The 25,356-nt window shown below is 59.7% G+C and carries 22 protein-coding genes and 1 pseudogene; 9 read left to right on the top strand and 14 right to left on the bottom strand.

Annotated features, from left to right (window positions below):
- Nucleotides 1–6: 6 nt before the first annotated feature.
- Both IAI51_RS24810 and IAI51_RS24805 read left to right on the top strand, forming a co-directional pair.
- Nucleotides 7–843, top strand: coding sequence for an oxaloacetate decarboxylase (locus IAI51_RS24810; protein WP_187680871.1), 837 nt, complete (start codon nt 7–9; stop codon nt 841–843).
- A gap of 2 nt (nt 844–845) precedes the next feature.
- Nucleotides 846–1,538, top strand: a complete 693-nt coding sequence (locus IAI51_RS24805) for an extensin family protein (RefSeq protein WP_187680870.1) — start codon at nt 846–848, stop codon at nt 1,536–1,538.
- 3 nt (nt 1,539–1,541) lie between these two features.
- On the opposite strand, the gene IAI51_RS24800 is transcribed toward IAI51_RS24805, so the two are convergent.
- Entirely contained in the window at nt 1,542–2,162 is a 621-nt protein-coding gene (locus IAI51_RS24800) for an energy transducer TonB (protein ID WP_187680885.1), read from the bottom strand.
- A gap of 93 nt (nt 2,163–2,255) precedes the next feature.
- Here IAI51_RS24800 and IAI51_RS24795 point away from each other — a divergent pair, with 93 nt between their 5' ends.
- Complete coding sequence (locus IAI51_RS24795; RefSeq protein ID WP_222944280.1) at nt 2,256–3,038, top strand: class I SAM-dependent methyltransferase; 783 nt, start codon at nt 2,256–2,258, stop codon at nt 3,036–3,038.
- Between the two features lie 132 nt (nt 3,039–3,170).
- Here IAI51_RS24795 and IAI51_RS24790 read toward each other — a convergent pair whose 3' ends face one another.
- On the bottom strand, nt 3,171–3,806 hold the full coding sequence (locus IAI51_RS24790) for a TetR/AcrR family transcriptional regulator (RefSeq protein WP_187680869.1): 636 nt from the start codon (nt 3,804–3,806) through the stop codon (nt 3,171–3,173).
- A gap of 94 nt (nt 3,807–3,900) precedes the next feature.
- Between IAI51_RS24790 and IAI51_RS24785 the strand changes: the two genes are divergently transcribed.
- The 3 genes from IAI51_RS24785 (at nt 3,901) to IAI51_RS24775 (ending at nt 10,033) form a co-directional block, all read left to right on the top strand.
- The gene (locus IAI51_RS24785; RefSeq protein WP_187680868.1) at nt 3,901–5,013 is read left to right on the top strand and encodes an efflux RND transporter periplasmic adaptor subunit; all 1,113 of its coding nucleotides are present in this window, start codon (nt 3,901–3,903) and stop codon (nt 5,011–5,013) included.
- A 6-nt stretch (nt 5,014–5,019) separates the two neighbouring features.
- The gene (locus tag IAI51_RS24780) at nt 5,020–8,088 is read left to right on the top strand and encodes an efflux RND transporter permease subunit (RefSeq protein WP_187680867.1); all 3,069 of its coding nucleotides are present in this window, start codon (nt 5,020–5,022) and stop codon (nt 8,086–8,088) included.
- Between the two features lie 550 nt (nt 8,089–8,638).
- Nucleotides 8,639–10,033 carry a Fic family protein gene (locus tag IAI51_RS24775; RefSeq protein ID WP_187680866.1) on the top strand — a complete coding sequence of 465 codons (1,395 nt, stop codon included), beginning with the start codon at nt 8,639–8,641 and terminating at the stop codon, nt 10,031–10,033.
- Here the strand turns inward: IAI51_RS24775 and IAI51_RS24770 are convergent.
- From IAI51_RS24770 to plsB, 3 genes are read right to left on the bottom strand one after another with little or no spacing between them, the layout of a single operon-like run.
- A complete protein-coding gene (locus tag IAI51_RS24770; protein WP_187680865.1) occupies nt 10,030–10,719 on the bottom strand; it encodes a DUF4197 domain-containing protein in 690 nt (229 codons plus the stop codon). The two genes, IAI51_RS24775 and IAI51_RS24770, sit on opposite strands and share 4 nt — an antisense overlap.
- Nucleotides 10,720–10,746: 27 nt before the next feature.
- Nucleotides 10,747–11,145 (bottom strand): YbaY family lipoprotein, encoded by a 399-nt coding sequence (locus IAI51_RS24765; protein WP_187680864.1) that lies wholly within the window; start codon nt 11,143–11,145, stop codon nt 10,747–10,749.
- A gap of 54 nt (nt 11,146–11,199) precedes the next feature.
- Entirely contained in the window at nt 11,200–13,701 is a 2,502-nt protein-coding gene (gene plsB, locus IAI51_RS24760) for a glycerol-3-phosphate 1-O-acyltransferase PlsB (protein WP_187680863.1), read from the bottom strand.
- 238 nt (nt 13,702–13,939) lie between these two features.
- On the opposite strand from plsB, the gene IAI51_RS24755 reads away from it, so the two are divergent.
- The gene (locus IAI51_RS24755; protein ID WP_187680862.1) at nt 13,940–14,149 is read left to right on the top strand and encodes a cold-shock protein; all 210 of its coding nucleotides are present in this window, start codon (nt 13,940–13,942) and stop codon (nt 14,147–14,149) included.
- Nucleotides 14,150–14,193: 44 nt separating this feature from the next.
- Here the strand turns inward: IAI51_RS24755 and IAI51_RS24750 are convergent, their stop codons facing one another.
- The 4 genes from IAI51_RS24750 to IAI51_RS24735 form a co-directional block, all read right to left on the bottom strand.
- The gene (locus tag IAI51_RS24750) at nt 14,194–14,571 is read right to left on the bottom strand and encodes a hypothetical protein (RefSeq protein WP_187680861.1); all 378 of its coding nucleotides are present in this window, start codon (nt 14,569–14,571) and stop codon (nt 14,194–14,196) included.
- Nucleotides 14,572–14,646: 75 nt separating this feature from the next.
- Entirely contained in the window at nt 14,647–15,456 is an 810-nt protein-coding gene (locus IAI51_RS24745; RefSeq protein ID WP_187680860.1) for a putative RNA methyltransferase, read from the bottom strand.
- The gene (dapE, locus tag IAI51_RS24740; RefSeq protein ID WP_187680859.1) at nt 15,456–16,607 is read right to left on the bottom strand and encodes a succinyl-diaminopimelate desuccinylase; all 1,152 of its coding nucleotides are present in this window, start codon (nt 16,605–16,607) and stop codon (nt 15,456–15,458) included. Before dapE ends, IAI51_RS24745 begins: the two co-directional genes overlap by 1 nt.
- Before the next feature lie 97 nt (nt 16,608–16,704).
- Nucleotides 16,705–19,296: a glycosyltransferase gene (locus IAI51_RS24735; protein WP_187680858.1), complete on the bottom strand. Its 2,592-nt coding sequence runs from the start codon at nt 19,294–19,296 to the stop codon at nt 16,705–16,707.
- Nucleotides 19,297–19,510: 214 nt separating this feature from the next.
- Between IAI51_RS24735 and tcdA the strand changes: the two genes are divergently transcribed.
- Complete coding sequence (gene tcdA / locus IAI51_RS24730; protein WP_187680857.1) at nt 19,511–20,329, top strand: tRNA cyclic N6-threonylcarbamoyladenosine(37) synthase TcdA; 819 nt, start codon at nt 19,511–19,513, stop codon at nt 20,327–20,329.
- A 115-nt stretch (nt 20,330–20,444) separates the two neighbouring features.
- On the opposite strand, the gene IAI51_RS24725 is transcribed toward tcdA, so the two are convergent.
- The 4 genes from IAI51_RS24725 to IAI51_RS24710 all read right to left on the bottom strand — a co-directional run bounded on the left by IAI51_RS24725 (nt 20,445) and on the right by IAI51_RS24710 (nt 23,566).
- Nucleotides 20,445–20,849, bottom strand: a complete 405-nt coding sequence (locus IAI51_RS24725) for a SufE family protein (RefSeq protein ID WP_187680856.1) — start codon at nt 20,847–20,849, stop codon at nt 20,445–20,447.
- On the bottom strand, nt 20,846–22,051 hold the full coding sequence (locus IAI51_RS24720) for an aminotransferase class V-fold PLP-dependent enzyme (RefSeq protein WP_187680855.1): 1,206 nt from the start codon (nt 22,049–22,051) through the stop codon (nt 20,846–20,848). The genes IAI51_RS24725 and IAI51_RS24720 overlap by 4 nt, the downstream gene beginning before the upstream one ends.
- Before the next feature lie 85 nt (nt 22,052–22,136).
- On the bottom strand, nt 22,137–23,171 hold the full coding sequence (gene dapD / locus IAI51_RS24715) for a 2,3,4,5-tetrahydropyridine-2,6-dicarboxylate N-succinyltransferase (RefSeq protein WP_187680854.1): 1,035 nt from the start codon (nt 23,169–23,171) through the stop codon (nt 22,137–22,139).
- 32 nt (nt 23,172–23,203) lie between these two features.
- Entirely contained in the window at nt 23,204–23,566 is a 363-nt protein-coding gene (locus IAI51_RS24710; RefSeq protein ID WP_187680853.1) for an ArsC family reductase, read from the bottom strand.
- A gap of 185 nt (nt 23,567–23,751) precedes the next feature.
- Between IAI51_RS24710 and IAI51_RS24705 the strand changes: the two are divergent.
- Nucleotides 23,752–24,201, top strand: a pseudogene (locus tag IAI51_RS24705) (cation:proton antiporter); the annotation flags it as partial.
- Between the two features lie 397 nt (nt 24,202–24,598).
- Here IAI51_RS24705 and IAI51_RS24700 read toward each other — a convergent pair.
- Nucleotides 24,599–25,066 (bottom strand): helix-turn-helix domain-containing protein, encoded by a 468-nt coding sequence (locus IAI51_RS24700; protein WP_187680852.1) that lies wholly within the window; start codon nt 25,064–25,066, stop codon nt 24,599–24,601.
- Nucleotides 25,067–25,356: the final 290 nt, after the last annotated feature.

The following is a 25,356-nucleotide window of genomic DNA, read 5'->3' as shown; positions in this document are numbered from 1 at the left end:
CTGTCAATGGATGCCCAAGCCCGTACAGAACAAGTCCGTAAAGCCCACGCCTTCAAAGCCCTGCATGAGCGTCCGGGAATCTTCGTTATCCCCAATCCGTGGGATGCAGGTTCCGCGAAGATGCTCGCCAGTCTGGGCTATCAGGCATTGGCGACCACCAGCGCCGGTTATGCGTTCTCCCAAGGCAAAGCCGACGGAGCCTTGAGCCTGGACGACACCCTGGCCAATGTCCGGTCGATTGTCGCGGCGACGGATCTGCCGGTGGCGGTGGATCTGGAAAATGGTTTTGCCGATGATCCGGCCGAATGCGCGAACAGTTTGCTGCGAGCGGCCGAGGCGGGCGCAGTGGGCGGTTCAATTGAGGACGCCACGGGCCGTGCAGACGCGCCGATCTATTGCTTCGAACACGCCGTGGCGCGGATCGAAGCCGCCGTCGCCGCTGTGCGTACCCTGCCATTTCCCTTCACCCTGACTGCCCGTGCGGAAAACTATCTGCACGGTAAGCCCGACATCGACGACACCATCCGCCGTTTGCAGGCCTTCGCCGAGGCCGGCGCCGACGTGTTGTATGCGCCGGGTTTACGCAGTGCTGAAGAAGTCCTGGCGGTGGTGCGCGCGGTAGCGCCGAAACCGGTGAATGTGTTGATGTCCGGCGGTTTGAAACTGACCGTGCAGCAGCTCGAAGAAATGGGCGTGCGCCGGATCAGTACCGGGTCTGCTTTGGCATTGGCGGCTTACGGCGAATTCTTTCGCGCCGCTGAAGAGATCCAGCAGTCGGGCACCTTCGGCTTCACTTCGCAGTCGATGCCGTACGCCAAGGCCAACCAGTTTTTCAAAGGTTGAGCATGGGGCGTTCGTTTGCGCTGCTCGTATTGCTGATCATCGGCGGGGCTTTGATCAGTGTCTGGCGCGGTTGGCTGGACGTACCTCCCGAATGGAATCCGTGGGCGCCGCTGGATGTGAAAGCGACGCCCAACTGGCTGACCGGTTACAAGCTGATGCGCTTGCGCGGCGATCCTGAACTTTGCGCTCAGGCTCTGCGCAGCTCCGCTTTGCGCGTCACGCCGCAATCCGACAGCCCTGACGCCAAGTGCCCGTTGATTGGCGCCTTGCGCGTACAGGGCGGTGAGGTGGCGCTAAGCAGCAGCTTCCTCGCCAGTTGCCCGTTGGCGGTCGCCTACGCGATGTTCGAACGCCACACTCTGCAACCCGCCGCGCAGTCCGTTTACGGTCAGCAGGTCGCGCGTCTTGATCACCTTGGCAGCTTTGCTTGCCGCAATGTCTACAACCGCGAAAGCGGCGCGCTCAGCCGTCATGCCAGTGCCGATGCGCTGGACATCGCCGGGTTTCGTCTGGCGGACGGTCGCAGCATCAGCGTGCTCAAGGATTGGCCCAAGCAAAATCAGGACGCGCAGTTTCTACGCAGGGTGCGCGATGGCGCCTGCGAGGCGTTCAGTGTGGTATTGAGTCCGGATTACAACGCCGCCCATCGCAATCACTTTCATGTCGATATCGGGCGCTGGAGCGTGTGTCGCTGAGGATCAGGCGGCGATGCGCAGGTTCTGCAGAACGATAGGACGTGCCCAACCGTTATCGAAGTCCAGCGCTTTCTGCTGCTCGACGATTTCTTCCGGCGGGAATGGCGGGTAAGGCTTTTGCAGCAGATCCAGGTCGAATTCGGCAATCGGCAGGTAGAGCGGACGTTTCTGCGGCGCGGCGCCCGGCTCAGGAATCGGCTGACCGTTGTTGATCACGATCGGGCGAACCCAGCTGCTGTCGAAGTCTTGCTGCGATTGCTGAGCCTTGAGTTCTTCCGGCGGGAACGGTGGGAACGGCTTGTCCAGCAGCTCCGTTTCGAACTCGGCGATCGGCAGGAACAGTGGCTCTGGTGGGCGTACTTCGGTTTCCACGACATTGCATTCACGCTGTTCGAGGATGTGTGCGTGCAACTCGCTGCCGATAGTCGGTTCTTCAGTGCTGCTGAGGTCAACCGGGGGAAACGTGCCACACGCCGGCACCACTTCACTCGTCTGTTCGGCCATCGCCTGGGCAAAGAAATCCTGCCACAGGTGACTGACGCCGCTCAGTGCTTGAGTGTTTTGACGGCTGAAGTCGCCATGGGGCGAGATGTAGCCAATCGATGTGGGAAGAATGCCTGACATTTTTTTCGGTTGCCGCTCAGCTCTGGCAAAATGCGCGTTGATTGGTTTATCGGCCACTTTTTGCCGATCCTTAACTTTTTTGAGCGTGTTTTCATGATTGAGCAACCCGCGGCCTGCCGCATCCATGTCCAGGCCCTCGGCCCGACGTTTGAAGCGCAAGCCGAGCAGTGGGCCGAACGCCTGGGCCTGCCACTGCAGGTGGCCGACGGCGAGTTCGCCTTGCAGGTCGGCGAGCAGGGTTTGCAGCTGCAACAGCTAGGGCCAGACGCTCCGGGGCCGGTGCGGGTGGACTTCGTCGAGGGTGGCGCGGCGCATCGTCGTTTATACGGCGGTGGCAGCGGGCAGATGATCGCCAAGGCTGTCGGCATCGCTCAAGGCGTGCGCCCGCGAGTGCTGGATGCCACGGCGGGGTTGGGCAAGGATGCATTCGTGCTGGCGAGTCTGGGCTGCGAGATGAGCCTGATCGAGCGTCAGCCACTGATCGGCGCATTGTTGGAGGATGGTCTGGCGCGGGCGGGGGAAGATTTCGACGTGGCGCCGATCGTGGCGCGGATGAAATTGCTCAAAGGCAACTCCATCGAAGTCATGCGTAACTGGGAAGGTGAGCCGCCGCAGGTGATCTACCTCGACCCGATGTTTCCCCATCGTGAGAAAACCGCGTTGGTGAAGAAGGAAATGCGCCTGTTTCGGCCGCTGGTGGGCGATGATCCGGATGCGCCGGCCTTGCTTGAAGCGGCGTTGGCGCTGGCGACACACCGTGTGGTGGTCAAGCGGCCGCGCAAGGCGCCGTGCATTGAGGGGCCGAAGCCGAGTCATGCGCTGGATGGCAAGTCCAGCCGATACGATATTTACCCGAAGAAAGCGCTCAAGCCGTAAGACTGAGTTGCCTCAATCGCTGGCAAGCCAGCTCCCACAGGTTCTAGTGGTGTGCGCACGACTCGTGATTACACCAAAATCCCTGTGGGAGCTGGCTTGCCAGCGATGGCGTCACTAGAAGCACCACAGAAACTAGGGTCGATACGCCCGCATAAACAACCCCACCACTTCCTGCACATGGCTCTGCGCCGCTTCTTCAGTCAGCGGCTCGCCACAGCCATACAACAAGCGAAAATTCCCCGCCCCCTTGATCAGGCAGAAGAAGTGCTCGGCCGCATTGCGTGGTTGGTCGATGCTCAGCACCCCGGTCTCGTGGATGCGCGTCAGCAGCCGCTCCATCCCCTGAACCATGCGCTGCGGACCTGCCTCGAAGAAGATCAGCGACAGCTTCGGGTCCTGGCTGCCCAGCGCCATGATCAGGCGGTGCAGATTCACCGATTCATCGCTGTTGATCAGGTGATGAAAGCCCCGGGCAATGTTCAGCAACACATTTTCCACGGCAATCCCTTCGGGCAACTCGAAGAACAGCGGCGGTAATTGTTCCTCGCATTTGGCCACCACGGCGGCGGAGAACAGTGTCTCCTTGTCGTTGAAATGGCTGTAGACCGTCAGCTTTGACACGCCAGCCTCAGCGGCCACCGCGTCCATGCTGGTGTTGGCATAACCATGACTCAGAAACAGAATTTTCGCCGCGTCGAGGATCGCTTGGCGCTTGGCCAGATCCTTGGGGCGGCCCGGGCCGTTTGGAGCTGAAAGATTGTTCGACATTCTTCGCTTTTATTACTGGACTGGTGAGTTTGCTATTAATAACATACCGGCCAGTATAATTATTCCAAGCACCATTAGCGAAAGGTCCGTCATCATGTTCCGCCATGCACTGCACCTCACGTGGCCATTTGCATTGCCAGTCACTCTGGCTTTTTTATTGTCTGCGTGTGGCCAGGAAACGGCGGTGCAAGTCACCGTACGACCGGCCATGGTGGTGCAGCCAGAGCCTTCGGCACAGGCAATGGAAAGTTATCCGGGTGAAGTTCGCGCGCGTTATGAGCCTGATCTGGCTTTCCGCATCGGCGGCAAAGTCAGCCGACGACTGGTCGATGAAGGCCAGCGGGTGAAGGCTGATCAGCCACTCGCCGAACTCGATCCGCAAGACGTGCGCCTGCAACTGGAAGCCACTCGCGCGCAAGTCGCCGCTGCCGAAGCCAATCTCAATCTGGTGCGTGCCGAGCGCGACCGCTACAAGACACTGATGGATCGGCAGATGGTCAGTCGCTCGGCCTATGACAATGCCGAAAACCTCTTTCGCTCCGGCGAAGCACGCCTCAAGCAGATCAAAGCCGAATTCAACGTCTCGACCAACCAGGCCAGTTACGCCGTGTTGCGTGCGCCCCAGGACGGTGTGGTAGCCAAGCGTTCGGTGGAAGTCGGGCAAGTGGTGGCCGCCGGACAAACCGTGTTCACCCTCGCCACTGATGGCGAACGCGAAGTGCTGATCAGCCTGCCGGAGCAGAGCTTCGGCCGCTTCAAGGTGGGTCAGCCGGTGACCGTCGAACTCTGGACTCAGCAGAACCAGCGCTTCGCCGGACAGATTCGCGAGCTGTCGCCGGCGGCCGATCCGAAATCCCGTACCTTCGCTGCAAGGATTTCCTTCACCAGCGGCAAAGTCCCGGCCGAGCTCGGCCAGAGCGCCCGGGTGTTCGTGCAGTCCGCCGATGTCGTGTCGCTGTCGGTGCCGCTTTCGGCGCTGACCGCGGAAAATGGCGCTACTTACGTCTGGGTCGTCAACGCCAACAACACTCTGAAAAAGACCCCCGTGCGCGTCGGCCCGTTTGGCGAGAAAACCGTGCCGGTGCTCGAAGGCTTGAACGCCAGTGATTGGGTCGTCGCCGCTGGCGTGCATGTGCTGCTTGAAGGTCAGCAGGTGCGTCCGGTGGATCGCTCCAACCGTGTCGTCAATCTGGCGGACAAGGAGTAAGTCCCGATGCGCTTCAACCTTTCCGAATGGGCGCTGCGTAATCGCCAGATCGTATTGTTCCTGATGCTTTTACTGGCCATTGTCGGTGCGCTGTCCTACACCAAACTTGGCCAAAGCGAAGACCCGCCGTTCACCTTCAAGGCCATGGTGATCCAGACCCGCTGGCCGGGCGCGACGGCGGAGGAAGTTTCGCGTCAGGTCACCGAGCGTATCGAAAAGAAACTCATGGAAACCGGCGAGTACGAACGCATCGTTTCGTTCTCTCGTCCCGGCGAATCCCAGGTCACGTTTATCGCCCGCGATTCGATGCACTCCAACCAGATCCCCGATCTCTGGTATCAGGTGCGCAAGAAGGTCAGCGACATCCGCCAGACCCTGCCGCCGGGGATTCAGGGGCCGTTTTTCAACGATGAATTCGGCACTACTTTCGGCAATATCTACGCGCTGACCGGCGACGGTTTTGACTACGCCGTGCTCAAGGATTATGCCGACCGCATCCAGATCCAGCTGCAACGGGTCAAGGATGTCGGCAAGGTCGATCTGCTCGGGTTGCAGGACGAGAAGATCTGGGTCGAGCTGTCCAACGTTAAACTCGCCACCCTCGGCTTGCCGCTGGCGGCAGTGCAGCAGGCGCTGGAAGAACAGAATGCGGTGTCTACAGCAGGGTTCTTTGAGACTGGCAGTGAGCGTTTGCAGTTACGGGTCTCGGGGAATTTTCAGACGGTCGATGAGATAAAGAACTTCCCGATCCGGGTCGGCGATCGTACGTTCCGCATCTCCGATGTCGCCGATGTGCGGCGCGGTTTCAACGATCCGCCGGCGCCGCGCATGCGCTTCATGGCTGAAGACGCGATTGGTCTGGCAGTCGCCATGAAGGACGGCGGCGACATTCTCGTGCTCGGCAAGGCATTGGAAGGCGAATTCTCGCGCCTCCAGAAAAACCTCCCGGCCGGCATGCAGTTACGCAAGGTTTCTGACCAACCGGCAGCGGTGAAAACCGGCGTGGGCGAGTTCGTCCAGGTATTGGTCGAAGCGCTGGCGATTGTGTTGCTGGTGAGCTTCTTTTCTCTCGGCGTGCGCACCGGCATGGTGGTGGCGCTGAGCATTCCTCTGGTGCTGGCGATGACCTTCGCCTGCATGTATTACTTCGGTATCGGTCTGCACAAAATTTCCCTCGGCGCGCTGGTGCTTGCGTTGGGCTTGCTGGTGGACGACGCGATCATCGCCGTGGAAATGATGGCGATCAAAATGGAGCAGGGCTTCGACCGCATCAAGGCCGCGAGCTACGCCTGGACCAGTACCGCGTTCCCGATGCTCACCGGTACGCTGATCACTGCCGCCGGTTTCCTGCCGATTGCCACGGCGCAATCCGGCACGGGCGAATACACCCGTTCGATCTTTCAGGTGGTGACCATCGCGCTGCTCGCTTCCTGGGTGGCGGCGGTGATGTTCGTGCCCTATCTGGGGGAAAAACTGCTGCCGGATCTGGCGAAAATTCACGCGGCCAAACACGGCACGGGTGATGGTCAGCCGGACCCGTATGCCACCCCGTTCTATCAGCGGGTACGGCGTTTGGTGGAGTGGTGTGTGGTTCACCGCAAAACCGTAATCGTGCTGACCGTGGGGCTGTTTATCGCGTCGGTGATGCTGTTCCGCTTCGTGCCACAGCAGTTTTTCCCGGCCTCCAATCGGCTGGAACTGATGGTCGATCTGAAACTGGCTGAAGGCGCTTCGCTGGCGAACACCACCGGTGAGGTCAAACGCCTGGAAGCGATGCTCAAGGATCATGCGGGTATCGACAACTACGTGGCGTATGTAGGCACCGGTTCGCCGCGTTTCTACCTGCCGCTGGATCAGCAGTTGCCAGCGGCGAGCTTTGCCCAGTTTGTGGTGTTGGCGAAGAACATCGAGGAGCGTGAAACGCTGCGCACCTGGTTGATCTCCACGCTGAACGAGCAGTTCCCGGCGCTGCGTTCGCGGGTGACGCGTTTGGAAAACGGCCCGCCGGTTGGCTATCCGGTGCAGTTCCGCGTTACCGGTGAGCACATTGAAGAAGTCCGCGCTCTGGCGCGCAAGGTCGCGGCCAAGGTTCGCGAGAATCCGCATGTGGTCAATGTGCATCTGGACTGGGAAGAGCCGAGCAAGGTCGTGTACCTGAACATCGATCAGGATCGCGCCCGGGCACTGGGGGTGAGCACTGCCAATCTGGCGAAATTCCTGCAGAGTTCGTTGACCGGGTCGAGTGTCAGTCAGTATCGCGAAGATAACGAGTTGATCGAGATCCTGCTTCGCGGCACGGTGCATGAACGTACTGAATTGTCTTTGTTGCCGAGTCTGGCGGTGCCGACGGATAACGGTCGCAGTGTGGCGCTGTCGCAGGTCGCCACGTTGGAATATGGCTTTGAGGAAGGCGTCATCTGGCATCGTAATCGGCTGCCGAACGTGACGGTGCGTGCCGACATTTATGGCAAGGAGCAGCCGGCGACGCTGGTCAAGCAGATCATGCCGACGCTGGATTCGATTCGCGCTGAATTGCCGGACGGGTATCTGCTGGATGTTGGTGGGACGGTGGAGGATTCGGAGCGTGGGCAGAAGTCGGTGAATGCCGGGGTGCCGATGTTCATTGTTGTGGTGCTGACGTTGCTGATGGTGCAGTTGCGCAGTTTTTCGCGGACGGCGATGGTGTTTTTGACGGCGCCGTTGGGGTTGATCGGGGTGGTGCTGTTTTTGATGGTGTTCCGGCAGCCGTTCGGGTTTGTGGCGATGTTGGGGACGATCGCGCTGTCCGGGATGATCATGCGTAATTCGGTGATTCTGGTGGATCAGATTGAGCAGGATATTGCCTCTGGGCTCAGGCCTTGGCAGGCGATTATCGAGGCGACGGTGCGGCGCTTTCGGCCGATTGTGTTGACGGCTTTGGCGGCGGTTTTGGCGATGATTCCTTTGTCGCGCAGTGTGTTTTTTGGGCCGATGGCGGTGGCGATAATGGGGGGGTTGATTGTGGCTACGGCGTTGACGCTTTTGTTTTTGCCGGCGTTGTATGCGGCTTGGTTCCGGGTGCGTCGGGAGGCTTGAGCCTTGGCGGCCTTTGGGCCGACCATGCTCTTTGGGTTTTGGGTGAATATCTGTTGCTTCGGGTGATGCTGCTGGCGGTTTCGCTCTTACAGCGAGTCACTTTTGCAGACGCCCAAAAGTAACCAAAACGCTTGGCCCCGGCGTTCGGCCCCTCGCTGGGGCTCGGGGTTCCTTCGTTACGGGTTTCATCCGGAGGCATCGCCTCCGGTTTGCTGCGCTGCACCTCCTCTCGATGTGTTTGGCTTCGCCAAACGGCGCTGCACGCCTTCCCCCGGATGAATCCCTCCACTCAGCCTGCCGAAGGGGCCAGTACGGCAAGATCAAGAGCTTTCGGCGAGCTGACACTCGGCCAGTTTGGTGTGCTCAGTCCCTGTGGGAGCTGGCTTGCCAGCGATGGCGGCCTGACAGCCCACCGATCTTTGACTGACTGTCTCTGTCGGCATAGCCGCGCGGGTTCCTACATCTTTTTCAGAAAGCTCCGATATTGAGTCGAAGTGGCCTGAGTGCTGTACTCGAGCCTGTGTTTTTCCTGAGTCTTCGAGTCCGCCTGATGAAAAAGCCGCCAGTGTTGAAGGGTAGATCCGATCCGGTGTTTGACTTGTTGGTGCGTTCGCCGCACAAGCAGCGTCTGGCGCATTATCTGGCGCTGCTGAAGCCGCTCGATGATCAGGGGCGTTATCTGCCTTTCGAGGCCTTGCGCTTCCGTTGGGCCAGCGGGCTGGATGCCAATTTGTGCTGGGCTTTGGTCAAGAAGGCGCGCGTTGCGCAGTACATCAATTTGTTGCCGTTGGGTGAGCCGGTGCAGTGGGGCAAGTATTTGCTGACGCCATCGGCGCAGAAAACGATTTCTGTCGTGGATCGACAAACCACCTCGGCCGCTTTGGAATACATGACCAGTCAGATCGGCGAACGGGCGCATTTCAGTTATTTGCTCAATAACCTGATCGAAGATGAAGCCATTGCCAGTAGTCAGTTGGAGGGTGCAGCGACCACCACACGTGTTGCAAAGGACATGCTCAAGCACCAGCGACAGCCGCGTACGCCAGACGAGCGCATGGTCATGGGTAATTACCGGATGATGAATTTCGCGTGGGAAAAGCGCTACGAGCCTTTGAATCCGGAGTTGATTGCCGCCATTCATCAGGTGGGCGTAGAGGGGATTGATGACGAGCAGTACGACCCCGGTCTTTTCAGGACGAATGATGAAGTGGTCGTTCAGGACGGCGAGGGCAATACCGTGCACAGACCACCACCCGCTTTCGGTTTGGTCTCGCGCCTTCAGAGACTTTCGGATTGGATCAACCAGCCCAACGGCTTGCCTCAGCAGGCAAACTATCTGCACCCTTTGATCAAGGCGATCACGCTGCATTTTGCCTTGGGCTATGAGCATCCGTTTCGTGACGGAAACGGGCGGGTAGCCAGGGCGTTGTTTTACTGGTTCATGTTCAAGAATGAGTTCGCTGCGTTTCGCTACATTGCGATCAGTCTGCTGCTGCGCAACGCTCCAGTGAAATATGGGCGTTCATACCTGCATACCGAAAACGATGAAATGGATCTGACGTATTTCATCGAGTACCAGTGTTCGGTGATTCTTCGAGCGGTGGCCGGTTTTGCGCAGGTCTATCGCAAAAGCGTCGCGTATTCCGAGGCCTTTGAGCACTGGTTGGTGAGTTCGGATTTTTTTGATCGGCTGACGCAGAAGCAGCGAGCGGTTTATCAGGTGGCCAAGAGCGGGGTGGCGAAGGAGTTTACGGCGAGCAACGTCAAGGAACACCTTGGTTGTGCCTACACCACGGCGGTTGCGACGCTCAACGGTCTGGTCGAATTGCAGGTTTTCGAAAAGCGGAAAATCGGCCGTGAGTGGGTATTTTTCTTGCGCGCTCCTCCAGCAGACGGAATGCAAAACGGGAGCGAAATATCACGCTCCCGTTTTGTATCAGCTTAGAGAGTGCCGAACACCTTCTTCGCCAGACTCGTCGCCGCAGCGGCCGGGTTCTGGCGGATGGTTTCTTCCTGTTTGCCGATCATTTCGAACAGGCCATTGAGCGCTTGCTCGGTAACGTAGTTTTCGACGTTGGCGCTCTTCGCGTCTACTACGCCGAAGGTCGCGGCCTGGCCGGCGAAGGCGTTGTACTTTTGCGCCACGCCGACCTTGTCGGTGGCTTGCTTGACGATCGGCAGGAACTTGGCGCGGATCTGTTCGCGGCTGGATTTGTCCAGGTATTGGGTGGCCGAGTCGTTGCCGCCGCTGAGGATGCCTTTGGCGTCGGCCACGCTCATTTTCTTCACTGCGTCGACTAGGATCGGCTGGGCCTGGGTCACGGCGCTTTCCGCAGCCTTGTTCATGGCGGTTTCCAGTTCTTCGACCTGGGCGCCCATGCCGAAGGCTTTCATCTTGCTGGCGGCTTTGCCGAGTTTGCCCGGCAGTTCGATTTTTACCTCCGGGTTATTGCTGAAACCGCCAGGCGCGCCGAGTTGTTTGACGGCGATTTGCGCGCCTTGGGTCAGGGCGTCCTTGAGGCCGCCAGTGGCGTCTTGTTGCGAAAGGTCGTTGAGCGACAGCGCCATGGCGCTGGCGGAGATCATCAGGCCCGCGCACAGGCCGGCGAAGCGAAGGGTAGGGCGGAGCATGGCAGCTTCCTTGTTCCAGAAAATGAATTAACGAGCGGCGTCGACGCGGATTTTCAGCGGCTGCGGGTCGTTGCCGTCGAGTTGCACGGCGTGGTTTTCGGTGGTGATGAACAGCAACTCACCGTTGACCTCAATGCGTGCGCTGACCGAGTAGCGATGGCCGGGTTTGACCTGGGCCGGATCGTAGCTCAAGTGGAAGGGCAGCGGCACCTGGCCTTTGACCGGGCCTTTCTGTTGGTCGAGTACGACGGCTGGCGCGTCGGCCAGTGAAACGTCTTGCAGGCTCACGCTCAAGGTGGCGCTCGGTGGCAGGGCAATGCGTTGCAGGTAGAACACTTCGCCGTCGAGGCTGGCCTTGCCGGCGGGTGTGGTCGACTGGCAGGCGCTGAGCAGTGTGGCGGCAGCGAGAATGGTCAGTTTTTTCATGGAAAATTTCCTTTCAATGTGGGAGTGAGCAGGCTCACTCCCACAGGTTGTTCATCAAGCTTCGGGCGGTGTGGCGACCTGATCGGCCGCATCTTCACTGCGATGCAGCGCCACCTGACGGATCGACAAACGAATCTCCGCCGGCAACACGCGTTTGGCCGCACCTTCGGCCAGTTCGCCGAGCAGTTCGTGGTAGCTCAGCTTGCCGGCTTCGTCGCGGCGCAGCACGTCGAGGTCGAGCAGGGTCTGGATGAAGTGGCGGAACAGGCTCTTGTCGAAAAACTCCGGGGCGTTGAGGCCATGCAGGATCGACAGGCGCTGGGCCATGACCGTGCAGAGGTCTTCCAGTTCTTCGGCGCTGACGGTGTTCTGGCCGGCGTTGAGCAGCAGCGACACGGTCATGTAGAAGCGTTGCAGGGTCTGCGCGATGCTTTTCGACAGCAGGGTCAGCAACACGAAATGCCGCGAACTCGGCGCAGGGCGCAGGTACACCTCTTTTTCGAAACGCAGCAGGCCTTGTTCGACGAACGCTTCCAGCCATTGATCGACCACCGCGTCGATTTCGTCTAGGCTCCAGCGGATGAACAGCTCCGATTGCAAGTACGGATACAGTGCGCGGGTGTAGCGCAGGATCTGTTCGCGGCTCATGCGCGATGTGCTCTGGAAGAAACTCGCCAGCAGCGCCGGCAGGGCGAAGATGTGCAGCACGTTGTTGCGGTAGTAGGTCATCAGGACGGCATTTTGCTCGTCCAGATAGAGAATCTTGCCCAGTGCGTCGTTCTGCTCGGCCAGTAGATCCATGTCCTTCACATGCTCGATCAGCGCGCGGCCATCGCCTTCCGGCAATGTCGTGTGTGGCGAGTACGGCACCTTGCGCAGCAGCGCCAGATACAGGTCCAGCACCCGCGCCATGGCACGATCGTCCAGCGCCAGGCGAGTGGTCGACAGCAGCGCCAGCGCCACCAGATTGACCGGGTTGATCGCCGCCGCTTCGTTCAGATGCTGCGCGACTTTCTCGCCGAGGCGATTGGTGGTTTCGTTGAGCCACGCCGGTTTGTACTGCGGGCCGAGTTCCTGCTGGCGCCAGTCCGGTTGCTCGGCGTCGAGGAATTCCGCCAGTTTGATCGGTTCGCCGAAGTTGACGGCGACCTGCCCGAAGCGCTGCTTCAGCGCACCGATGACTTTGAAAATATCGAAGATTGACTCTTTCTTCTTGCTGGCGCCACGGAGTTCGCCGAGGTAGGTACGGCCCTCCAGCACGCGCTCGTAACCGATGTACACCGGCACGAACACGATAGGCATGCGCGACGAACGCAGGAAGCTGCGCATCGTGATCGCGAGCATCCCGGTTTTCGGTTGCAGCATACGCCCGGTACGCGAGCGGCCGCCCTCGACGAAGTACTCGACCGGGAAGCCTTTGGTGAACAGGGTGTGCAGGTATTCGTTGAACACCGATGTGTACAGCGGATTGCCCTTGAACGTGCGGCGCATGAAGAACGCGCCGCCACGACGCAGCAGGCTGCCGATCACCGGCATGTTGAGGTTGATCCCGGCGGCGATGTGCGGCGGGGTCAGGCCGTTGCGGAACAGCAAGTACGAGAGCAGCAGGTAGTCGATGTGGCTGCGGTGACACGGCACGTAGATCACTTCGTGACCCTGGGCGACCTTCTGCACGCCTTCGATGTGGTTGACCTTGATACCGTCGTAGATCTTGTTCCAGAACCAGCTCAACACCACCTCTAGGAAGCGGATCGCGGTGTAGGTGTAGTCCGAGGCGATCTCGTTGCCGTAGCGCAGGGCCTGGGCCTTGGCCTTTTCCGGGGATATGTTCTCGCGCTCGGCTTCGTCGAGGATCGCTTGCTTGACCAATGGCTGGTTGAGCAGGCCTTTGACCAGATTGCGGCGGTGGGAAATGTCCGGGCCGATCACCGCCGCTTTGAGGTTGCGGAAGTGTACGCGCAGGATCCGCTGGGCCATGCGCACGGTGCGCTCGTGGCCCTTGTTGTGTTCGATGAGCTCGCGCAGGTGGATCGGCGCGGAGAACTGCACACGAGTCTTGCGCCCGAGAATCATGATGCTCAGCAGCCGGCGCAGACGCCCGGTGACCGCCCAGCTGTCGGCGAACAGCAGCTTCCACGGACTGTTTTCGCTGTCCGGTGACTGACCCCAGAACACGCTGACTGGAATGATCTGCGCGTCTTCGGCGGCGTTCTGCGTGAGGGCGCTGACCAAGCGGGTCAGGGTTGGCGGGGCACCGCGCTTGTCCTGACGGCCGAGCCAGTCCGGGTCCGGCGTCAGGTAGAAGAACGCCGCCGGTTCGATCAACGAACCCACCGATACCGGCAAAACCGGACGCGGCAGACCGGCCTTGGTGCACTCGGTATCGAGCACGGCCAGATCGGTCAGCGATGGGTTTTGCAGGACGTAGAACACCGGACGACTGCGGTCGAGGTTGAGGGTGAACGACGACTGGTTGATCGTCTCCGAGCGAACCCAGAGGTACAACAGTCGGCGCAAGGTGCCAAACACAAGACGGCGGAACGGGGAGCGGGTCATACGGCTTCTGCGTGAGTTGATAAAACCGAGCGTTTGCTCGGGTGGGCGCTAGTGTGACGGATTCATCGAAAATCGGCAAAAAAGCGGCGAACTAAACTCCGGTTGAGAGTTTTCGTGCCTGTCATATACTCGGCGCTCTGTCGCCGGGGCCCTTTTATGGACGTCGGACGCAGGCTGACGTTCCTCAAAGGCTTTCCTGCGAAAAGCCTGTTCAATAATAAAAAAGGAGTATGAACAGATGGCAACACGTGAAATCGGCAACGTGAAGTGGTTCAACGACGCCAAGGGCTACGGCTTCATTCAGCGCGAAGACGGGGTGGACGTGTTCGTGCACTACCGCGCGATTCGCGGCGAAGGGCATCGGTCGCTGACCGAGGGCCAGCAGGTCGAGTACGCCCTGATAACTGGCGAGAAGGGTTTGCAGGCGGAAGATGTTGTAGGCCTGTAATCACCCGAAGATCGTTCCCACGCAGAGCGTGGGAACGATCAGCGTCAGGCGGTCTTCCAGGTGATTTCTTCTTCACCATCGGCGCTGATGCGCATCCAGCGATCCGCCGTTTCCTCGCCTTCTTCCTCGACCCACGTCCCCGGCGCACAACGCACTTCGACGTTCAGCGCAGCAAACGCGGCGCGGGCGCAGGCGATGTCGTCATCCCATGGGGTCTGGTCGCTGTCCAGGAACAGGCTGTTCCACTTACCCACGGCTTTCGGCAGCCAGGTCACCGGGACTTTGCCTGCCTTGCACTTGTAGGTTTGGCCTTTCTGCACCCAGTCGCTGCACGGGCCCAGCGCTTCGCCCAGCCAGGCCGAAATGGCCTTGTGGTCGACGTCGGCGTCTTTCAGGTAAATCTCGATATCCGGTTGGCGCATGGATGTCCTCACTGCGGGTCTGAAAAATCCATTCGCGGATTTAGCCGGCCCCGGGCATTTGCCCGAGACCAAAAGTTATTGAAGAACGAAATAATCGTAGCGCATCGACACGGTGGTCTCGAACGGCTCGGCCTGCTCGATCACTGCCGCGCGACGTTCGGCGCTAGCGCGCCAGCCGTGGGGCGTCATTGCCAGCAGGTTGGCGCGATCCTGTGGTTCGGTCAGCGTCAGCTTGAACTGCAGAGTCTCGCTGTGCGCCAGCGCCATGCCTTCCGGCACCAGGGCCAGATGCTTGTCGTCGGTGTACTCACGGACTTCGTCGTATAGACGTTCGCGCAACTCCATAAGATGGCCACTGGTCGGGCCGACCTTCATCAGCCCGCCGCCTACGCTGAGCAGACGCTTGGCTTCTTCCCAATCCAATGGACTGAAAACACTGGCCAGAAACTGGCAACTGCCCGACGCCAACGGCACGCGGGCCATGCTGGCGATCAACCAGGTCAGTTGCGGATTGCGTTTGCAGGCGCGTTTGACCGCTTCACGGGAGATGTCCAGCGCGTAGCCATCGGCATCCGGCAGGGCCTCGGCAATCTGCGCAGTGTAGTAACCCTCGCCACAGCCGATATCGACCCAGCGCGCCGGCGCATAACTCGCTGCCAGCTCCGCCAGACGCTTGGCCACCGGCGCGTAATGCCCAGCGTTCAGGAAGTCGCGGCGGGCCTCGACCATTGCCTGATTGTCGCCAGGATCGCGGCTGTTCTTGTGCTGCACCGGCAACAGATTCAAGTAACCCTGACGCGCACGGTCGAAACGATGCCCGGCGGGGCAGACCACGCCGTTGTCCACCGCGTTCAGCGGCTCACTGCAAATCGGGCACGCAAGCATCAGGCAAGCAACTTGATCAGGGTCTGGTAGTAGATCTCGGTCAGTACGTCGAGATCGGCCGCCAGTACGCGCTCGTTGACCTGGTGAATGGTCGCGTTGACCGGGCCCAGTTCAACCACCTGAGTGCCCATGGTCGCGATGAAGCGGCCATCGGAAGTGCCACCGCTGGTAGACGCCTTGGTCTCGCGGCCGGTGATGTCCTTGATGCTCGCCGACACCGCGTCAAGCAGTGCGCCCGGCTCGGTGAGGAATGGCAGGCCGGACAGCGCCCAGTCGATGTGCCAGTCCAGATCATGCTTGTCGAGGATGTCGGCAACGCGTTTCTGCAGGCCTTCAACGGTGGATTCGGTGGAGAAACGGAAGTTGAACACGGCCACCAGGTCGCCCGGAATCACGTTGGTCGCGCCGGTGCCGGAGTTGACGTTGGAAATCTGGAAACTGGTCGGCGGGAAAAAGTCGTTGCCGTGATCCCAGTGCTCGGCGGCCAATTCGGCCAGCGCCGGCGCGGCCAGGTGGATCGGGTTCTTCGCCAGATGCGGGTAGGCCACGTGGCCCTGAATACCCTTGATGGTTAGCTTGGCACCAAGCGAGCCGCGACGGCCGTTTTTGACCACGTCACCCACCAGCGTGGTGCTCGACGGTTCGCCGACGATGCACCAGTCCAGACGCTCGTTACGCGCGACCAGACGTTCAACCACTGCCTTGGTGCCGTGGTGCGCCGGGCCTTCTTCGTCGCTGGTGATCAGAAACGCGACTTTGCCTTTGTGGTTCGGGTAGTCGGCGACGAAACGCTCGGCGGCGACAGTCATCGACGCCAGGCTGCCTTTCATGTCTGCCGCGCCACGGCCGCAGAGCATGCCGTGTTCATCGATGATGGCGTTGAACGGGTCGATCTGCCATGCAGTCACCGGGCCGGTCGGCACTACGTCGGTGTGACCGGCGAAGCACAGCACCGGGCCGTCGTTGTTGCCATGGATGGCCCAGAAGTTATCCACATCCTCGATGCGCATCGGCTCCAGGGTGAAACCGGCATCACCCAGGCGCTGCATCATCTGCTTCTGGCAATCGGCGTCGACCGGCGTCACGGACGGACGGCGGATCAGGTCGATGGCGAGTTGGAGGGTCGGCGAAAGGTCGGCGTGGGCCGTCATGGAGAACTCCGGAATCTGGGGGCAAGGCGCGCAAAATGGCGGTTATCTTAAAGCAAAACGGCGACCATTGGCCGCCGTTTAGTGCATCGATGAGGATTTAGACGGCCGGTGCTGGCTCAAGTGCCGCCGAAGGTTTTGGCAGCGACGACAGGAACGCCATGATCAATGCCGCCAGGTACGGCAACGATTGCACCAGCAACATGACCACCCAGAAGCGCATGTCGTTGCTTGGAATACCCTGCACCAGGTAGATCCCCAGCGCCGCGCCCCACAACAGCAGCATGATGAACAGCTCTTCCCGCGCTTCGGAAATCGCCACCCAGAAGCCGTGGTTGTCGGCGTTTTTCGGCGTGCGGAAGAACGGAATGCTGCTGGTGAAGAAGCCGTACAACACCGCTTTGGCGATGGTGTGCGACAACGCCAGACCCGCCAGTGCCGCGCAGAATGCATCTTTCAGGTTCACGCCCACCGCGCGGCGATACAGGAAGATGATCTTGCCGACCTTGAACACGAACAGCGCCAATGGCGGGATCGCGAAGATCAACAGTGGCGGATCGACCCGTTGCGGCACGATGATCATCGCCGCCGACCACAACAGTGCGCCGACGGTGAAGAAGATGTTCATGCCGTCCGCCACCCACGGCAACCAGCCCGCGAGGAAGTGGTAACGCTGGCCACGGGTCAGTTCGGTGTCCTTGCCGCGCAGCAGGCTGCCGGTGTGACGCTTGATGATCTGAATTGCGCCGTAAGCCCAGCGGAAACGCTGCTTCTTGAAGTCGATGAACGTATCCGGCATCAGACCCTTGCCGTAACTGTCGTGGTAATACGCCGCCGACAGGCCTTTTTCGAACACGCGCAGACCCAGTTCGGCGTCTTCACAGATGCACCAGTCGGCCCAGCCCAATTCTTCCAGAACCGAACGACGGGTCATGGTCATGGTGCCGTGCTGGATGATCGCGTCGCGGTCGTTACGGGTGACCATGCCGATATGGAAGAAGCCTTTGTACTCGGCGTAACAGAGCTTCTTGAAGGTGCTTTCGTTCTGGTCGCGGTAATCCTGCGGCGACTGCACCACGGCAATTTTCGGGTCGGCGAAGTGCGGCACCATGTGCTTGAGCCAGTTCGGATGCACGCAGTAATCGGAGTCGATCACCGCGATCACTTCGGCATCCTTGGCAGTGTGCGGAAGCAGATAATTCAACGCGCCGCCCTTGAAACCTGCCAATGGCGCGACGTGGAAGAACTTGAAGCGCGGGCCGAGGATTTCGCAGTAGTCGCGCACCGGTTCCCACACCGCCGGGTCCTTGGTGTTGTTGTCGATGATCAGGACTTCGTAGTCCGGATAATCGAGAGCGGCCAGGGCGTCGAGGGTCTGTTTGACCATTTCCGGCGGCTCGTTGTAGCAAGGCACGTGGATCGACACTTTTGGCCGGTAGCTGGAGTCGCCCTCCACGGGCAGGAATTCCCGTCGGCGTTTGTGAATCCACACCGCTTCGGCCAGTTCATGGGCCTCTGTGAGCAACACGATAAATACCCCGAGCGCACCCAGCGCCAGGAGGAAGCCCACTGTCAGGCTAAACCAGGTGCTGTATTGCAGGCTGTAGTCGTAACCGATCCATACCAGCACCGACCCGCAAAGGAATGCGATGAAGGTCAGGAAGATCCGGCCACGCTGGCGCAGCGCCGAACCGTCGATCATCAGCAAGGTCAGCGACAACAGCGCCAGTACCACCGAGCCGACCGCCAGCACACGCCATTGCGGGATCGCCACCACCGGGCCTTCGAAGTTGAATTTCTGCTGACGCGCGGCGTTGAACACGCCCCAATACGCGCCAACCGAACCTTCGTCACTGGCTTTCCACGGCTGGTCGAACGCTTCGATCACGAAGTAATTGAAGCCCTGGCGGTTGAGCTTGTTGACCAAAGTTCGCAGGTAGATCGCTTGATCCGCCGGCGACGCATCGGCGCCGCCGCGCATTCGACCGTTGCTCGGCCAGCCCACCTCGGACAGCAGCAGCGGTTTTTTCGGGAACATCTTTTTCAGATCGCGGGCCCGGTCGAAAACGAACTGGCCGGCCTTGTCGACCGGGACGAATTCCCAGTACGGCAGAACGTGAGCGGCAATCAGATCGACGTGCTTGGCCAGCTCCGGGTGTTCTTCCCAGACGTGCCATTGCTCGGAGGTGGTCACCGGTACTTTGACGGCTGCGCGTACGCGATCAAGCAGCACGCTCAGTTGCTCGGCAGTGATTTCCTTACGGAAGATCGCTTCGTTGCCGACTACCACGCGAACCACGCTACGCGAGGTGTTCGCCAGTTCGATGGCGCGAGTGATCTCCCGCTCGTTGCGCTCCTGGTCGGGGCTGATCCAGATCCCCAAGGTCACGCGCAAACCAAATTCTTCCGCCAGTTTCGGGATGTCTTGCAGCGAGCCATCGACCGAGTAGATGCGGATGTTGTCCGTCAGCTTGCTCATGATCTCCAAGTCACGGCGCATTTCTTCGTCGGAAGGGTACTGATCCTTCTGCGGGAATTGGCCCTGCTGGAACGGCGAGTAGGAGAAACCGGAGATCTGCTCCGGCCAGTTGGGCGCGGAGACCGGGCGATTGATCAGCGCCCAGAAGCCGGTGAACAGGGCGGCGATTGCCAGAACCACCACCAGGTTGAGACCAAATTTACGCGATGACATAGCTGTTTCGGGTTCCAAAGGCTGTGGAACGGAGGATCGGTAGGCTATACGCCAATGGGGCGCGCATCCTACACCGGTAGTTCGCAAGTCGTACAACAGACAGGGAATTGCCTGACATTGGGCAATCCGCTTTGACTTAAGTTCTTACACTTGTAGATCGAAGGTTAAAACTTGTCGCTGCGTAGCCCTATAATGCGCGCCGGTTTTTGGGGTAATGGTCATGAGTACAGAAGATCCGCGGTTTGCAGGCATCGCCCGTTTGTATGGCATCGAAGGCATGGAGCGCTTGCGCGCGGCCCATGTGGCGATCGTCGGCGTCGGTGGCGTCGGCTCCTGGGCGGCGGAAGCCATTGCCCGTTGCGGCGTCGGCGAAATATCCCTGTTCGATCTGGATGACGTTTGCGTGAGCAACGCCAACCGCCAGTTGCACGCGCTGGACAGCACCGTCGGCAAACCTAAGGTCGAGGTGATGGCCGAGCGTCTGCGCGGGATCAACCCGGACTGCACCGTCCATGCGGTGGCGGATTTCGTCACTCGCGACACCATGGCCGAATACATCACGCCGAACATCGACTGCGTGATTGACTGCATCGACGCCGTCAACGCCAAGGCTGCGCTGATCGCGTGGTGCAAACGCCGCAAGATCCAGATCATCACGACTGGCGGTGCGGGCGGGCAGATTGATCCGACGCTGATTCAGGTCTGCGATCTGAACCGCACGTTCAACGACCCGTTGGCTTCGAAAGTGCGATCTACGCTGCGTCGTGACTACGGTTTCTCGCGCACCGTGACCCGCCATTACAGCGTGCCCTGTGTGTTTTCCACGGAACAACTTCGCTACCCGAAACCGGATGGCAGCATCTGTTTGCAGAAGAGTTTTGTCGGTGATGGCGTGAAGCTGGACTGCGCGGGCGGGTTTGGCGCGGTGATGATGGTGACGGCGACGTTCGGCATGGTTGCGGCGACCAAGGCTGTGGATAAGATTGTGGCGGGTGTTCGGCGGCCGGCGGATCGAGTCAAACCTCAGGTTTGATGCCGGGGCTGATGGCCTCATCGCTGGCAAGCCAGCTCCCACAGGTATTTGGTAGGTTCACTGCATTTGTGAACACCATAGAACCTTGTGGGAGCTGGCTTGCCAGCGATGACGATTAACTCGCCAACTCATTCATCCGCTGGAGCACCGCATTTAGTCCATTGCTGCGCGACGGCGACAACTGCCGCGAAAGCCCCAGCTGGCTGAACCAGTCCGGCAAATCCACCTGCTGCAATTCAGTCGCCGACAACCCGTTGACCCGCAACAACAGCAATGCCACCAACCCGCGAATCATCCGCGCATCACTGCTGGCGCTGAATTGCCAGTGGCCGTCCTGCAACTCGCCCAGCAACCACACTTGGCTTTCACAGCCATGCACCCGGTTGGCATCGCATTTATCCGCGTCGCTCAGCGGCGGCAGACGATCACCGAACTGCATCAGCAATCGCGCCCGCTGTTCCCAACCGGCAGCATTCTGAAAGGTTTGCAGCGCCTCGGCGGCATCAGTCGGCAGGCTCATCGCAACAACTCCAGCGCCTGATCCAGCGCTTCGAAAAAACGCTCCAGATCCTCGGAATCGTTGTACAACGCCAGCGACACCCGAATTGCCCCGGCCAGCTCGAAGCTTTTCAGCAACGGCATGGCGCAGTGGTGCCCGGCGCGCACGGCAATGCCTTGCTCGGTCAGCAGATGCGCGAGATCGGCGTTATGTACGCCCTCGACGACAAAACTGGCCAGGGCCAGTTGCGGCTTGCCCAGTAGACGAATGCCATTGCGGGCAGCGAGGCCGCGCAGCAGATAGTCGTGCAGCGCCGCTTCATGAGCGGACACGGCTTCCTGATCCAGCCCGGCAAGATAATCGAGGGTCGCACCGAGGCCGATCACGCTGGCAATCGGCGGCGTGCCCGCCTCGAAACCCAGCGGGGCAGGGCGGAAGCGCGAATCGTGATAGTTGGCTTCCAGCACCATTTCACCGCCGAACTGCCACGGCTTCAGCTGTTCCAGCGCTTTATTGCGCCCGAACAGAACACCGAGGCCATCGGGGCCGTACAGCTTGTGGCTGGAAAACACATAAAAGTCGCAACCGAGAGCCTGCACGTCATGCCGACCGTGCACCACGCCTTGGGCGCCATCGACCACGGTCAGCGCGTTCTGCGCCTTGGCCATGCCCAGCAGCGCCGGCAGCGGTTGCCACGCACCCAGCACGTTGGACAACTGACTGACTGCCAGCAAACGAGTGCGCGGTCCGATCAGATGTACGGCGGCAGCGAGGTCGATCACACCGTCGTCATCCAGCGGCAGGATCACCAGGTTCAGATTGCGACGTTGCGCCAGTTGCTGCCACGGCAGCAGATTGGCGTGATGCTCCAGGGCGCTGATGACAATTTCATCGCCCGTATGGAAGAGGTGCTCCAGGCCATAGGCCAGGAGATTCAGCGCACTGGTGGCGCCGTGGGTGAAGATGATTTGCCCGCTGTCACCGGCATTTAGCCATTGCGCCACCTTGAGGCGGCTGTCTTCGAACGCTTGCGTGGCATGGGCACCGGGAAGATGTTGCGCACGATGCACATTGGCTGCGCCGTTGGCGTAGTAATGCGCCAGCGCGTCGAGCAAGGCCTGAGGTTTTTGCGTGGTGGCGGCGTTGTCCAGATAGGTCTGGTCTTGCCGTTGCAGGGCGGCGATGGCCGGGAAATCGGCACGCCAGGGGGAGGGAATCATCACGGTTCATAGCCCTGGTGAAGAGGGGCGGGATTACGCCAAACCTTGTGGGAGCGAGCAGGCTCGCTCCCCCAAGTGCTTACAGCACTTAGTTGTGAGCGTGCAGCGCTTCGTTCAGTTCGATCGCCGATTTGTGGGTTTTGCACTCCACTGCACCGGTTTCCGAATTGCGACGGAACAGCAGGTCGGTCTGACCGGCCAGTTCACGCGCCTTCACGACTTTGACCAGATTATTGTTCTCGTCCAGCAGCGCTACTTTGGTACCGGCGGTCACGTATAGGCCCGACTCGACAGTGTTGCGGTCGCCCAGCGGGATGCCGATACCGGCGTTGGCGCCGATCAGGCAGCCTTCGCCAACCTTGATCACGATGTTGCCGCCGCCCGACAGGGTGCCCATGGTCGAGCAACCGCCGCCCAGATCCGAACCCTTGCCGACGAAGACGCCTGCGGAGACGCGGCCTTCGATCATGCCCGGGCCTTCGGTGCCAGCGTTGAAGTTGATGAAACCTTCGTGCATCACGGTGGTGCCTTCGCCCACGTAGGCGCCCAGACGCAGACGCGCAGCATCAGCGATACGCACGCCGGCCGGTACCACGTAGTCGGTCATTTTCGGGAACTTGTCCACCGAGAACACTTCCAGCAGCTCGCCGCGCAGACGGGCTTCCAGTTGCAGTTCGGCGAGTTCGCTCAGGTCGATTGCGCCCTGGCTGGTCCACGCTACGTTCGGCAGCAGCGGGAAGATACCGGCAAGGCTCAGACCGTGCGGCTTGACCAAACGATGGGACAGCAGGTGCAGCTTGAGGTAGGCCTCAGGTGTCGAGGTCAGCTGCGCATCTTCAGCCAGCAGCGTGGCAACCAGCGGCTTGTGGCTCTCGGCCAGACGGGTCAGCAGCTTGCCTTGAACGGCGTCGATGCCTTTGACGGCTTCAGCCAGTTGCGCAGCCTGTGCGGTGGTGAAAGTGATGGCCTGGTTGCCTTCGGTGTAACCGAGGATCGGTGCAACGGCAGCGACCAGTTCGGCCGAAGGATTGAGCAGTGGCTGTGCGTAGAACACTTCCAGCCACGCGCCTTGGCGGTTCTGGGTGCCGACACCGAAAGCGATGCTGAACAGGGAATTGGACATGTGAATACCTCTACAAAAAAGTGACGGGCTGCTTATTTGATCGCGGCCGCGTAGATGTCTGGCTTAAAGCCAATCAGGGTTCGGTCACCGAGATCGAGCACCGGGCGCTTGATCATCGAGGGTTGAGCGAGCATCAGTTCGATGGCTTTCGACTGGTCGAGATCGGCTTTACGTTCGTCGCCGAGTTTGCGAAAGGTCGTGCCTGCACGGTTCAACACCGTTTGCCAGCCGTGCTCGTCACACCATTGAGTCAGGTGCTCACGGTCGATGCCGGCAGTCTTGTAATCGTGAAAGTCGTAGCTGACAGCGTGTTCATCGAGCCAGGTGCGCGCCTTCTTCATGGTGTCGCAGGCTTTGATGCCGAAAAGGTGCAACGTTTTACTTGAATCGGTCAAGGAATCGCCCCCTTTACAGGTGCTGGAAAAAAATGGTGTGGGATTATGCCATGACCCTTCAGCTAATACGCAAAACCTGTGGGAGCCGAGTTTCAGAGGGCTGCGACATAGGTGCAAAGGCCAGGCACAGCCTAAGCGGCTAATATGGCAGTTCAACGCTGTCGATCGTCTGAGATTTTCGCTTTATGCAAACTGCTTACACCGTCCTGATCCTGCTGATGCTGGTCAGCGTTTCGCGTCTGGTCGGACGGGTCATCCCGTTGCCGCTGCCCCTTGTGCAAATCGCCGCCGGCGCCCTGTTGGCCTGGCCAACGCTTGGTCTGCACGTGGCGCTGGACCCGGAGCTTTTCCTGTTTTTATTCCTGCCACCGCTGTTGTTCTCCGACGGATGGCGCATGCCCAAGCGTGAGCTCTGGCACCTGCGTGGGCCGATTCTGACACTGGCAGTCGGGCTGGTGCTGTTCACCGTGGTGGGCGCCGGGTATTTCATTCACTGGTTACTGCCAACGATTCCGCTGCCCGTGGCTTTCGCATTGGCGGCGGTGTTGTCGCCAACGGACGCCGTAGCGGTCTCGGCCATTTCGCAAAACCGCTTGCCCACGCCGCTGATGCACATGCTTCAAGGTGAATCACTCTACCCCCTATACAACGTACAGACAGACGCCATCAAACCCTTATGTTTACTGGGCTTCAGGAAAAAGGGTTGTGTCCATATCACAGCATGACCAAATGGACAGCGGCAATTTGTTGTGAAAAAAGGTGACCTGAGCGTCGAATGTGTCAAACGAGGGAAGGCTGCCAGAATCTCTGACGTCCACCCTGTAATTGGAGTTCTGAGAGGTCTGGCCGTAGCGACTGGTGTGGATGGATTCACGAAATAACCCGGGAGGTTCGGGATCTAACACGCATGTGTTTTTGATTCTGAAGGACACCTGTAAATCAGGACGCTTCCAGCTCAACTGTGATTATCTGCATGACCTCTCTAGCCAATATTAGCGGCTCGGCAGTGAATCTCCTGAACACTAGGTAACTCTAAGACTTCCAATACCGGTTCACGGTCGACTTAGCCAACCCTAGCTTCTCCACCGCCTCTGCCTGGCTATACCCTGCTGCCTTGAGTTCCCTGACGGCCTCTTCATTTTTGGTCTTCTTAGGCTTGCCCCGGGGCCGTTGAAGCAACTCCCTGCCAATGAGTTGACTACTAAAAAGCTCCATTCCGCCTTCCGCTTGAAATGCATCGAGCTGATCTTCCGCTCGCCTGAGGGTCAGCGAGTAGTGCTCCTCATTTTGCATGGCAACACACATGGCCAAGAGAGCGACGGAATCGAACTGAAGGGCTTTGGACAGTTCAACGAATTTCTCCAGTGTGATGTTGCTCATGCCCTGTTCAAGCTTGTTGATGTTGGCCTTTACGCTGACTTCGGCCAAATCCCCGTAGTCGGCCCCACGCACGGTTCGAATAGACCGTATCGCGGCGCCTATCTCCTTCTTGAGCGACATTTTCTGTCCTAAAAAACGAGGATAGAGCCACACGTGGCTAGTTCCGATAAACCTCGCTTAGTGGTATTATCGGAACTGCCGTAGCTTTTGGTCGTACGGACGGAGCTTTCCCGCTGAGATTAAGGCGCGATGGGTTAGATGCTGGTCATCCTTAGGCAGGGTGTGTAGTGGTCTAATGAAACCGGACACCCATTTAGGCGAGAATGCTCGCCAGATAGAGGTGTCTGATGACCAAACAACGTCGTTCTTTTTCCACTGAATTCAAACGCGAGGCCGCAGGCCTCGTGCTC

It is taken from the genome of Pseudomonas sp. N40(2020) (genome assembly GCF_014472415.1).
Classification (GTDB): domain Bacteria; phylum Pseudomonadota; class Gammaproteobacteria; order Pseudomonadales; family Pseudomonadaceae; genus Aquipseudomonas.
This window is presented reverse-complemented; position numbering and strand designations above follow the sequence as displayed.

Bases quoted from the DNA above. Each gene is read 5' to 3' on its own strand.
- IAI51_RS24780 (WP_187680867.1), top strand. From the start codon at position 5,020: ATGCGCTTCAACCTTTCCGAATGGGCGCTGCGTAATCGCCAGATCGTA.
- IAI51_RS24755 (WP_187680862.1), top strand. From the start codon at position 13,940: ATGGCAACACGTGAAATCGGCAACGTGAAGTGGTTCAACGACGCCAAG.
- dapE (WP_187680859.1), bottom strand. From the start codon at position 16,607: ATGACGGCCCACGCCGACCTTTCGCCGACCCTCCAACTCGCCATCGAC.
- IAI51_RS24765 (WP_187680864.1), bottom strand. From the start codon at position 11,145: ATGAAAAAACTGACCATTCTCGCTGCCGCCACACTGCTCAGCGCCTGC.
- IAI51_RS24810 (WP_187680871.1), top strand. From the start codon at position 7: ATGGATGCCCAAGCCCGTACAGAACAAGTCCGTAAAGCCCACGCCTTC.
- dapD (WP_187680854.1), bottom strand. From the start codon at position 23,171: ATGTCCAATTCCCTGTTCAGCATCGCTTTCGGTGTCGGCACCCAGAAC.
- IAI51_RS24805 (WP_187680870.1), top strand. From the start codon at position 846: ATGGGGCGTTCGTTTGCGCTGCTCGTATTGCTGATCATCGGCGGGGCT.
- IAI51_RS24785 (WP_187680868.1), top strand. From the start codon at position 3,901: ATGTTCCGCCATGCACTGCACCTCACGTGGCCATTTGCATTGCCAGTC.
- IAI51_RS24790 (WP_187680869.1), bottom strand. From the start codon at position 3,806: ATGTCGAACAATCTTTCAGCTCCAAACGGCCCGGGCCGCCCCAAGGAT.
- IAI51_RS24735 (WP_187680858.1), bottom strand. From the start codon at position 19,296: ATGTCATCGCGTAAATTTGGTCTCAACCTGGTGGTGGTTCTGGCAATC.
- IAI51_RS24775 (WP_187680866.1), top strand. From the start codon at position 8,639: ATGAAAAAGCCGCCAGTGTTGAAGGGTAGATCCGATCCGGTGTTTGAC.
- IAI51_RS24745 (WP_187680860.1), bottom strand. From the start codon at position 15,456: ATGCTTGCGTGCCCGATTTGCAGTGAGCCGCTGAACGCGGTGGACAAC.
- IAI51_RS24770 (WP_187680865.1), bottom strand. From the start codon at position 10,719: ATGCTCCGCCCTACCCTTCGCTTCGCCGGCCTGTGCGCGGGCCTGATG.
- IAI51_RS24795 (WP_222944280.1), top strand. From the start codon at position 2,256: ATGATTGAGCAACCCGCGGCCTGCCGCATCCATGTCCAGGCCCTCGGC.
- IAI51_RS24700 (WP_187680852.1), bottom strand. From the start codon at position 25,066: ATGTCGCTCAAGAAGGAGATAGGCGCCGCGATACGGTCTATTCGAACC.
- plsB (WP_187680863.1), bottom strand. From the start codon at position 13,701: ATGACCCGCTCCCCGTTCCGCCGTCTTGTGTTTGGCACCTTGCGCCGA.
- tcdA (WP_187680857.1), top strand. From the start codon at position 19,511: ATGGTCATGAGTACAGAAGATCCGCGGTTTGCAGGCATCGCCCGTTTG.
- IAI51_RS24800 (WP_187680885.1), bottom strand. From the start codon at position 2,162: ATGTCAGGCATTCTTCCCACATCGATTGGCTACATCTCGCCCCATGGC.
- IAI51_RS24725 (WP_187680856.1), bottom strand. From the start codon at position 20,849: ATGAGCCTGCCGACTGATGCCGCCGAGGCGCTGCAAACCTTTCAGAAT.
- IAI51_RS24750 (WP_187680861.1), bottom strand. From the start codon at position 14,571: ATGCGCCAACCGGATATCGAGATTTACCTGAAAGACGCCGACGTCGAC.